8 protein-coding genes and 1 pseudogene are annotated in these 9922 nt (G+C 66.4%); 7 read left to right on the top strand and 2 right to left on the bottom strand.

The features are described from left to right. The 4 genes from OCW50_RS29040 to OCW50_RS29025 form a co-directional block, all read left to right on the top strand. A partial coding sequence (locus tag OCW50_RS29040; RefSeq protein ID WP_315974493.1) for an acyl-CoA carboxylase subunit beta occupies positions 1-886 on the top strand: 886 nt, incomplete at its 5' end. A gap of 352 nt (positions 887-1238) precedes the next feature. Next, positions 1239-2405, top strand: a complete 1167-nt coding sequence (locus OCW50_RS29035) for an OpgC family protein (RefSeq protein ID WP_262299983.1) — start codon at positions 1239-1241, stop codon at positions 2403-2405. Continuing rightward, positions 2315-3160, top strand: a complete 846-nt coding sequence (locus OCW50_RS29030; protein ID WP_262299982.1) for an SGNH/GDSL hydrolase family protein — start codon at positions 2315-2317, stop codon at positions 3158-3160. Before OCW50_RS29035 ends, OCW50_RS29030 begins: the two co-directional genes overlap by 91 nt. 108 nt (positions 3161-3268) lie before the next feature. Then, entirely contained in the window at positions 3269-4357 is a 1089-nt protein-coding gene (locus tag OCW50_RS29025; RefSeq protein WP_262272051.1) for a PLP-dependent cysteine synthase family protein, read from the top strand. A gap of 206 nt (positions 4358-4563) precedes the next feature. Here the strand turns inward: OCW50_RS29025 and OCW50_RS29020 are convergent, their stop codons facing one another. Continuing rightward, on the bottom strand, positions 4564-5181 hold the full coding sequence (locus tag OCW50_RS29020) for an alpha/beta hydrolase (RefSeq protein ID WP_262299981.1): 618 nt from the start codon (positions 5179-5181) through the stop codon (positions 4564-4566). A 139-nt stretch (positions 5182-5320) separates the two neighbouring features. Continuing rightward, entirely contained in the window at positions 5321-6250 is a 930-nt protein-coding gene (locus OCW50_RS29015) for a ring-cleaving dioxygenase (protein WP_262299980.1), read from the bottom strand. Between the two features lie 323 nt (positions 6251-6573). Here OCW50_RS29015 and OCW50_RS29010 point away from each other — a divergent pair, with 323 nt between their 5' ends. From OCW50_RS29010 to OCW50_RS29000, 3 genes and pseudogenes are all read left to right on the top strand, one after another. After that, positions 6574-6984 (top strand): hypothetical protein, encoded by a 411-nt coding sequence (locus OCW50_RS29010; protein WP_262299979.1) that lies wholly within the window; start codon positions 6574-6576, stop codon positions 6982-6984. Between the two features lie 113 nt (positions 6985-7097). After that, on the top strand, positions 7098-9098 hold the full coding sequence (locus OCW50_RS29005; protein ID WP_262299978.1) for an acetyl-CoA carboxylase biotin carboxylase subunit: 2001 nt from the start codon (positions 7098-7100) through the stop codon (positions 9096-9098). A 180-nt stretch (positions 9099-9278) separates the two neighbouring features. Next, positions 9279-9692 (top strand): annotated as a pseudogene (locus OCW50_RS29000) (gamma-glutamylcyclotransferase family protein); the annotation flags it as partial. Positions 9693-9922: the final 230 nt, after the last annotated feature.

Raw genomic sequence — 9922 nt, 5'->3', positions numbered from 1 at the left:
GCACACCACCAAGTCCTCGGTGGCGGACGGCGCCTACGACAACGACGTCGAGGCGCTTCTGCAGGTGCGCCGCCTCATCGATTTCCTGCCCGCCAGCAACCAGGACGGCGTGCCGGAGATCCCGAGCTTCGATGATCCCAACCGCACCGACGACAGCCTCGACACCCTGATCCCGGACAACCCGAACAAGCCATACGACATGAAGGAACTGATCCTGAAGGTCGTGGACGAGGGCGACTTCTTCGAGATCCAGGAATCCTTTGCCCGGAACATGATCACGGGCTTCGGCCGCGTGGAAGGGCGCACCGTGGGCTTCGTGGCCAACCAGCCGATGGTGCTGGCGGGCGTGCTCGACTCCGATGCCTCGCGCAAGGCCGCGCGCTTCGTGCGCTTCTGCGACGCCTTCAACATCCCGATCGTGACCTTCGAGGACGTGCCGGGCTTCCTGCCGGGCACCGCGCAGGAATATGGCGGCCTCATCAAGCACGGCGCCAAGCTGCTCTTCGCCTATTCCGAGGCGACCGTGCCGCTCGTCACCGTGATCACGCGAAAAGCCTTCGGCGGCGCCTATGACGTGATGGCCTCGAAGCATATCGGCGGCGACATCAACTACGCCTGGCCGACCGCGCAGATCGCCGTGATGGGCGCCAAGGGAGCGGTGGAGATCATCTTCCGCCAGGATCTCGGCGACCAAGACAAGATCGCGGCCCGCACCAAGGAATACGAGGACCGCTTCATGTCGCCCTTCGTGGCGGCCGAACGGGGCTACATCGACGAGGTGATCATGCCCCATTCCACGCGCCGTCGGATCGCCCGGGCGCTGGCGATGCTCCGCCACAAGGAGAGCGAGCGCCCCTGGAAGAAGCACGACAATATTCCGTTGTGACGGCAGGTGAGGGCCACGACGACCCTCACAAGACGACGGGCGATCTCCATCCCCCATGACACATGCCCGCAGCGCGGCCTAGAGCATCGGACCCAAAAGTGGACCCACTTTTGGGATCCGTTCCGATGCTCATCCCTTACAATCGCGCATCGTTCCGTGCGAAAAACCGGGTCCACGTTTCCGCACGATGCGCGAGGCCACGCGCGCTGCTCTGTCACGCTTGCCTCGCCAAGCTTGAATTGGGATACGGACTCAAGGGCCGAATCCGTCTCGAAGAGTTGATGACGATCGTCGGACCCCGTTGCCGTCTTCCGGCATTCTGACGTCATCCGAAGAACCGCGAGGGTTGGGAATGCACGCCTCGAGAGGCCGCAATACCGTGATCGATTTCTGGCGTGGGCTCGTCCTCGTCATCATCTTCGTGAATCACGTTCCGGGCAATGTTCTCGAGCACCTGACCCCGCGCAATTACGGTTTCTCCGACGCGGCGGAAGCCTTCGTCTTCATTTCCGGCCTGTCCGTTGCCCTCGTGTATTATCCGAAACTGCCGCAGAGCGGGATTCTCGGCATGGCCCGGCGGTGCGTCCGACGCTCGTTCGAACTCTATCGCACGCACCTCGTCATGACCGGGATCGCCATCGCGCTGTTCTCCGTCGGCTATGTGCTCAGCGACGATGTCGGCTTGCTCGAGGCCCATGGCCGCGGCGCAGTGTTCGACGACACGGCACGCGGCGTCACGGGGGTTCTCCTGCTCGGCCACCAGCTCGGCTACTTCAACATCCTTCCGCTCTACATCGCCCTCATGCTCTGGGCGCCGGTGGCCATGGTCCTGATGCGCATTCACGTCGTCTTGGCCGCTGTCGTGTCCCTCAGCCTCTACGCGCTGGCGCGGGCCGACGTCCTCGCACTGCCGAGCTGGCCCGAGCCGGGGAGGTGGTTCTTCAATCCCTTCGCCTGGCAGCTCCTTTTCACCTTGGGGATTTTCACGGGAGCCTTGCTGTCGGAAAAGCGAGTGCCCTACTGGCGTCCGGCATTTCTGGCCTCGATCGCGATCCTGGTCGCCTCCCTGGTTACCATGACGAATGCGTTCGGATTGGCGCCGAACCTGCTCTGGAGCGCCATCGTCAATATCGACATCATCAAGAGTGATCTTGGTCTGGGCCGTCTGATCCACTTCCTCGCCCTGGCCTATGTGGTGACGCAGCTTCGCCTCGGTGAGGCGTTGCAAGGAACTGTCTTCGGCACCGAGTTGAGCCGTCTCGGACGCAACGCCCTGCCGGTCTTCGCCGTCGGGTCCATCCTGAGCGCCTTCGGGGAGGTCACGATGACGCTCGCGGCCGTGAAGTCGTCCGCTAGTCCGCCCATCGTCGGTATGGTATTCACCGTGTTCGGCATCCTCGGACTCCTCCTGCTGGCACGATATCTCGAATGGAAAAAGAAGGGCTCGCCCGCTTCCGGGCAGGAGCGGACCGGAGAAATCGGCCTCGTCCCGGCCTCGTCCGGACGGCCGCCGCGGTAGCGTTCTTTTTCCTCGCCGGCTGGGGCGGTCCTACCCTGGCCGGGAATCCCGGGTGTCAGGCTCACGGGCCGGTCGTCTCCGCTCCGGTGGACGTGGCCCGCATCGGCGCGAGGCTTCGGCGCCATGAGGCTGTCCGAATTCTCGCCATCGGGTCCTCCTCCACGCAGGGAATCGGGGCGTCCACGCCGGCATTCTCATATCCGGCTCAGCTCGAGTCGAATCTCGGCCGGTTGTGGAAGCACGCTGTTCATGTGGAGAATGCCGGGAGGGCGGGAGAGACGATTTCCGAGACGGTCGGACGCCTTGAAGCGTCTCTCGGGTCGGGTGCGCCCGATCTCGTCATCTGGCAGGTCGGGACCAACGATGCGGTCAACGGGGGCGATGAGGGCCAATTCTCCGCTCTCCTGAAGCGGGGGATCGACGCCGCACAGGCCCTGGGCATCGCGGTGCTTCTCGTCGACCAGCAATATTACCCTGCGATCGAGGATCTCGGGCAGTATGAGCGCTTCGTTAGCCTCGTTGGCGCGACGGCCTCGGCCGAGCAGGTGCCCGTCTTCTCGCGCTACAGGCTGATGAAGACTTGGAGCGAACAGGCGCCCGATCTTCTCGCCTCCATGTTGTCCGCCGACGGCTTCCATATGGGCGACCGCGGCTATGACTGCATGGCGCAGCTCCTCGCCGACGGCCTCGTCGCCATGGCGACGCCGGCAGGCGCTGCTTCACGCCCTGCGGTTACGGCCGCGGCGCACCCGTAGACGGGTCCTGGAGACCATTGCGTTTGGCTTCCAAGGTCGGATAATGCATCTCCTCGACCTGACCCGGCCGGATCCCGCCCGGGCACTTTCGGCGAGGCCCATCGAGACATGTTCCTGAAGACCGCATGCGACCGCACCTGGGTCTCCACCGCCATCCAGATCATCGAGGCGGATTTCAACCGCTCGTCCGACACGCACCTCCTGCGGGTGCCTCTGCCGGCCGTTCCGGGCGTGGAGCTCTACGTCAAGGATGAGTCGACCCATCCTTCGGGGAGCCTGAAGCACCGGCTGGCCCGGTCGCTGTTCCTGTATGGGCTGTGCAACGGCTGGATCGGACCGACGACCACCATCGTCGAGGCGTCGAGCGGGTCGACGGCCGTTTCGGAAGCCTATTTCGCCCGGATGCTGGGCCTGCGCTTCATCGCCGTGATGCCGCGATCGACCTCGGTCGAGAAGATCGCGCAGATCGCCTTCTACGGCGGGGAAAGCCATTTCGTGGACAGTCCGGCCGAGATGTACGCGGAAAGCGCGCGCCTCGCCGACGAGCTCGGCGGCCACTACATGGACCAATTTACCTATGCCGAGCGGGCGACGGACTGGCGCGGCAACAACAACATCGCCGAATCCATCTTCAGCCAGATGTCGCACGAAGACCACCCGATCCCGAGCTGGATCGTCGTGGGGGCGGGGACGGGCGGCACATCGGCGACGCTCGGCCGCTACATCCGCTACCGCCGCCTGCCGACGAAGCTCTGCCTCGCGGACCCGGAGGCTTCCGTGTTCCATCGCCACCTCGCGGACCGGGCCGTGTGCAGCGTGTCGGAGCCGCCCTCGGTGATCGAGGGCATCGGCCGTCCCCGGTGCGAGCCGTCCTTCGTGCCGGAGCTCATCGACCGCGCCTTCTCCGTGCCGGATTCCGCCAGCATTGCCGCCGCACGGGTTCTGTCGCGGCGCATCGGGCGCTCCTGCGGCGGCTCGACCGGGACCAACCTGTGGGCGGTCGCGCAGGTGATCGGCGAGATGGTGCGCAAGGGCGAGCGGGGCTCGGTCGTGACGCTGCTCTGCGATTCCGGCGAGCGCTACCGCAGCACGCATTTCGACGACGCCTGGCTCCAGGGCAGGGGTATCCACATCGCGCCGGCCGAAGAGGCCATGGAGCGGTTCTTCGAGACGGGTGTTCTCACGCCGGACGGATAGCAGGCGACGACCTCACCCTCGGGAGGTTGGTCGGGCACCTGCCTCCCGGGTCATGGCCGGGCTCGTCCCGGCCGTCCCGATGCGGTGGTGCTCCGGCGCTTTCCATGATCGGGATCACCGGCGCAAGGCCGGTGATGACGAGGATGGGGCGAGAATGGAGACGGTCCAACCGGGCGTCAGGTTGCGGGCCGCATGGAGCGAAGGCCTCAACGGCCCGCGTCGGCGAACCATCTCACCAGCAGCTGCAGGTCGGTCTGCGACAGGTTGTGGCCCGTGGGCAGCACCTGATGCTGAACGTCCGCGCCGGCTCCCGCCAGCGTCGCGGCAAGCCGCTTCGCATTGTCCGCCGGGATGATCGGGTCCATAGCGCCCGAGGTCATCAGCACGCGCTTGCCGGTCAGATCCGTCGGGGGCATCTCGGACAGGGGCGCCATGGATCGCAGCAATGCGGCGCCGGAGAGCGCCTCGGGGCGCAGCATCAGCATGGCGGCCGCGATGTTGGCCCCATTGGAGAAGCCCACCGCCACGGGCGCCTCGAGGCCGTAGGCCCGGCGGGCCTCGGCGACGAAGTCGGCGAGCTCGTTCGCGCGGAACTTCACGTCCTCCTCGTCGAACACGCCCTCCGCGAGACGGCGGAAGAAGCGCGGCATTCCGTTCTCCAGGATCTTGCCGCGCGGGGAGAGCAGAGCGGATCCGGGCGAGATCGTGCGGCCGAGGCCCAGGAGGTCGTTTTCGTCGCCGCCCGTGCCGTGGAGCAGGAGCAGCGGCGGACGGTTCGGGTCCGTGGCGGGTTCGTAGCGGTGGATGAACGACAGTTCGGTCATGGTTTCATTCCATCAAACGCGTGGTGCGTTGTCCCGCCCTGGCGGGGACGGGCAGGGGTGAGGTCGTCGATTGGAGACGTGCGCCTGACAGGATCGTCATGGCCGGGACAGGCCCGGCCATGAGGAAGGACGGCGCCCTTCAGGCCAGTTCAGGCAGGCGGGACTCGATCTCGCTGCGACGCGGCTCGAGGAAGGCCGGGAGCTTCAAGGTGGCGCCCAGGCTGTCCTGAGGCTCGTCGACGGCGAAGCCGGGCTCGTCGGTGGCGATCTCGAACAGGATCCCGCCGGGCTCCCGGAAATAGACGGACCGGAAGTAGTTGCGGTCCTTCTGCTCCGTCGTCTCCAGGCCGTGATTCTCGGCGAGCTTCCTCACCATCTCGGCCTCCTCGGCATCGTCCCGGGCCCGGAAGGCCACGTGGTGGACGGAGCCGCCCCCCGACCGGCCCGGCAGGAAGCCGCCGGCGCTGCGGATGTCGACCGTGCCGCCCATGAGGGCGTCGGTCTTGTAGCGCACCAGGGAGCCGTCGCGGGCCGTCTCGCGGAAGCCGAACACGTCGGTCAGGATCGCGCCGGTGCGCTCGCCGGCCTCCACGAGGAGCGTGACGCCGTCGAGGCCGCGGACCGCATGCTCAGCCGGGATGCCGTCGACCGTCCAGGCGGGCTCGCTCTCCGCATTCGGGGCGCCGACGAGCGCGAGGCTCGTGCCGTGCGGATCCTTGAAGGTGAGCACGCTCTGGCCGAAGCGCTTCTCCACGGTGCCATGCTCGACGCCCTGCTCGATGAAGCGATGCGCCCAGAAGCCCAAGGACGACTCGGGCACCCGGAACGAGGTCTCCTGGGTCGACCCGATCCCGCTGCGTCCCGGCGCGACATGCTCCCACGGGAAGAACGTGAGGATCGAGCCCGGCTGCCCGAGGCTGTCGCCGAAGTACAGATGATAGGTGCCCGGGTCGTCGAAGTTGACGGTCTTCTTGACGAGGCGGAGGCCGAGCACGCGGGTGTAGAAATCGAGATTGCGACGGGCCGGGCCGGCAATGGCCGTGACGTGATGGATACCGTGGTGCCGCATGGGACTGTTCCTTAACGGGCAAGCGCGGATCTGCGCTGCGTTGACGAGAACATAGGTATCATCGAGGGGCGCTGAAGTGTGGAAAGGGCGACCTTGCGGGATTGCAAAGCTCCTCCTTCCATTGCCGGCAAATCCGCGGAATCGCTTGAGAATTCAGCACGGCAAGATTCCGGCAACCAAAGTCGCTCAACAACGCTTAACCTCAACGGCGATTCAGCGTGTCGCATTAACGGTTTCCGCCGCCCATCCGTGGGAGAGTCCGCCTCGGACAAGCGATCAACCGGCTATCGGCCAAAGAATAGCCGGCGGGAGTCAGACGGATGATGAAGGATCAACTTCGCGATTTCATCGACAGGGTCTCCGAAATCAGGCACGTCACGGACGAGGACGTGACGATGCTTCAGGGCGAGATCCTGGAGGGCCGCATTGGCAGCCGTCTCGAGGTCGAGTCCCTGCTGGCGCTCGATCGCGTCGTGGATGCCGCGGAGAGCTGGGGCCCGGCCCTGACCAAGCTCGTGGTCGATTTCGTCGTCTGGCACCGGGCTCCGCACGGCGTGGTCAGCAACGACGATGCCTTCTGGCTCGCCACCCTGCTGGAGGTCAGCGGCCCCTCGCCGAACGCCATGAACATCGCCTATGCCATCCTGGACGAGGCCGGCTATGTGGATGTGGCGCTGCTCGATTTCATCATGCGCGGACGCCAGCAGGCGAGGCTCTCCCAGATCGCCGCCTGAGGGCAGCGCCCCATCTAACGCTAAATGCTGAATCGGCCCCGCTTCCCCAAGGCACGGATGTGCAGTAACGGAGGTGGGGCTAAGTTCTGTTTGGGTGGAGCGTTCGAGGGTTCATGTTCGACAAGATCCTGATTGCGAACCGGGGCGAGATCGCGTGCCGGGTCATCAAGACCGCCCGGCGCATGGGCATCAAGACCGTGGCGGTCTATTCCGATGCCGACCGGGATGCCCTCCACGTGGAAATGGCCGACGAGGCCGTGCCTATCGGACCGGCCGCGGCGGCCGAGTCCTATCTCGTGATCGAGAAGATCATCGAGGCCTGCCGGGCGACGGGCGCCCAGGCGGTCCATCCGGGCTACGGCTTCCTGTCCGAGCGCGAGGCGTTCCCGAAGGCCCTGGCCGAGGCCGGCATCGTGTTCATCGGCCCGAATCCCGGCGCCATCGCGGCCATGGGCGACAAGATCGAATCCAAGAAAGCCGCGGCCGCCGCCAAGGTGTCGACCGTGCCGGGCTATCTCGGGGTGATCGAAGGCCCCGAGCAGGCGGTCCAGATCGCCGGCGAGATCGGCTACCCGGTCATGATCAAAGCCTCGGCGGGCGGTGGCGGCAAGGGCATGCGCATCGCCCACTCGGCCGGCGAGGTCACCGAGGGCTTCGCCCGCGCCAAGTCGGAGGCGGCAAGCTCCTTCGGCGATGATCGGGTCTTCATCGAGAAGTTCATCACCGATCCGCGCCACATCGAAATCCAGGTGCTCGGCGACAAGCACGGCAACGTGATCTATCTCGGCGAGCGCGAGTGCTCGATCCAGCGCCGCAACCAGAAGGTCATCGAAGAGGCGCCGTCGCCGCTCCTCGACGAGGCCACCCGCCGCCTGATGGGCGAGCAGGCGGTCGCGCTCGCCAAGGCCGTTGCTTACGATTCCGCCGGCACGGTGGAGTTCGTGGCCGGCCAGGACAAGTCGTTCTACTTCCTCGAGATGAACACCCGCCTTCAGGTGGAGCATCCGGTGACCGAGATGATCACCGGCATCGACCTCGTGGAGGAAATGATCCGCGTGGCCGCCGGCGAGCCCTTGAGGCTGACCCAGGCGGACGTGAAGCTGAACGGCTGGGCGGTGGAGAGCCGAATCTACGCGGAAGACCCGGTCCGGAACTTCCTGCCTTCGACGGGCCGCCTCGTCACCTATCGCCCGCCGCGCGAGGGCGAGCACGGCGGCGTGACGGTGCGCAACGACACGGGCGTCTACGAGGGCGGCGAGATCTCGATCTACTACGATCCGATGATCGCCAAGCTCGTCACCCATGCCCCGACGCGCCTCCAGGCCATCGAGGCCCAGGCGGATGCCCTCGATGCCTTCGCCATCGAGGGCATCCGCCACAACATTCCGTTCCTGTCGGCCCTCATGCAGCATCCGCGCTGGCAATCGGGCCAGCTGTCCACCGGCTTCATCGCCGAGGAGTTCCCGCAGGGGTTCAAGGTGCCGGCCCCGGAGGGCGAGGTGGCCCTGCGCATGGCAGCCGTGGGCGCCGCCATCGATCACCTGCTCAACGAGCGCAAGCGGCACATCTCCGGCCAGATGCGGCAGGCTGCGAGCGTGCAGTTCGACCGCGAGCGGGTCGTGCTCCTGGGCAAGGAGCGGCATGAGGCCGTGATCGAGGACATCGAGGGCGGCTTCGCGGTGGTCATCGACGGCCAGGCCTGGCCGATCGTCTCGGGCTGGGTGCCCGGTCAGCCCGTCTGGAACGGGACGGTCGGCGGGGAGCCCGTCGCCTTCCAGGTGCGGCCGATCCTCAACGGGGTCGTCCTGTCCCATGCGGGCACCTCGGCCGACGTGCGGGTCTACACGAAGCGCGAGGCTGAACTGGCGGCCCTGATGCCGGAGCGGCTGGAGGCCGATACGGGCAAGCTCCTGCTCTGCCCGATGCCGGGGCTCGTGAAGGCGATCAGCGTGAGCCAGGGACAGGAGGTCAAGGCCGGCGAGCCCCTCTGCATCGTGGAGGCCATGAAGATGGAGAACGTCCTGCGCGCGGAGCGCGACGGCACGATCTCGAAGATCCACGCCAGGGAGGGCGACAGCCTGGCGGTCGACGCGGTGATCATGGAATTCGCATAAGGCGGACACATTCGCTCGTTACTTTGCCGCCCATTCCGTCCTCGGCCCGCCATGGCCGGGCTTGTCCCGGCCATCCCGATGGTTCGAAGCGCCGCGCCTTTTCGAGCGTCATCACCGGCACAAGGCCTGCGATGACCCGGCGGGGATCGTCGGCCGGTAACGAAGAAAGCGCTCGCGCCCATGCCCCTCTATTTCGCCTATGGCTCCAACATGGACCGGGCCGCCATGCTCCAGCGGTGCCCGGCCTCGAAGCCGGTCGGTCTCGCGCGGCTCATGCGGCACCGCTTCATCGTCTTCGACGAGGGCTATGCCACCGTGGTGCGCGATCCGCAGCGGACGGTCTGGGGGATGGTCTGGGATCTGGCCCTGGCGGACGTGCCCGCCCTGGACCGCTACGAGAGCCTGTCGACGGGCCTTTACACCAAGGTCGTCCAGCCGGTGGTGACCGAGCAGGGGCCGCGCCGGGCGATCGTCTATATCGGACGGAGCACCAAGCCGGGGACGCCGCTCCCGGGCTATATGGAGGGCGTGGTGGAGGCGGCCCGGCATGCCGGCCTGCCCGAGGACTACATCCGGAGCCTGGGCGTCTGGCTGCCGAAGGCCCAGGCTGGCGCACCCGTGCCGCAGCAACCCAAGATCCGCCCCCTCTGGAACGCACCATCGGGCACGATGCCCAAGCCTCGATGATGGGCCCGCACCTGAGAACCCGCCGCTTTCGGCCGCTTGCCGGGCCGTCCGCTGAGCTCGAACCGGACAAAATCCGGTTCGCGGTGGATCCGCCGAATGCAGTTCGTATTATCCAGACGGTGAATGAGGATCACGGT

This window comes from Microvirga sesbaniae, from assembly GCF_025460805.1.
Taxonomy (GTDB): Bacteria; Pseudomonadota; Alphaproteobacteria; order Rhizobiales; family Beijerinckiaceae; genus Microvirga; species Microvirga sesbaniae.
Note: the sequence above shows the minus strand (reverse complement) of the source record. Positions and strands in the feature narration are given on the sequence as shown.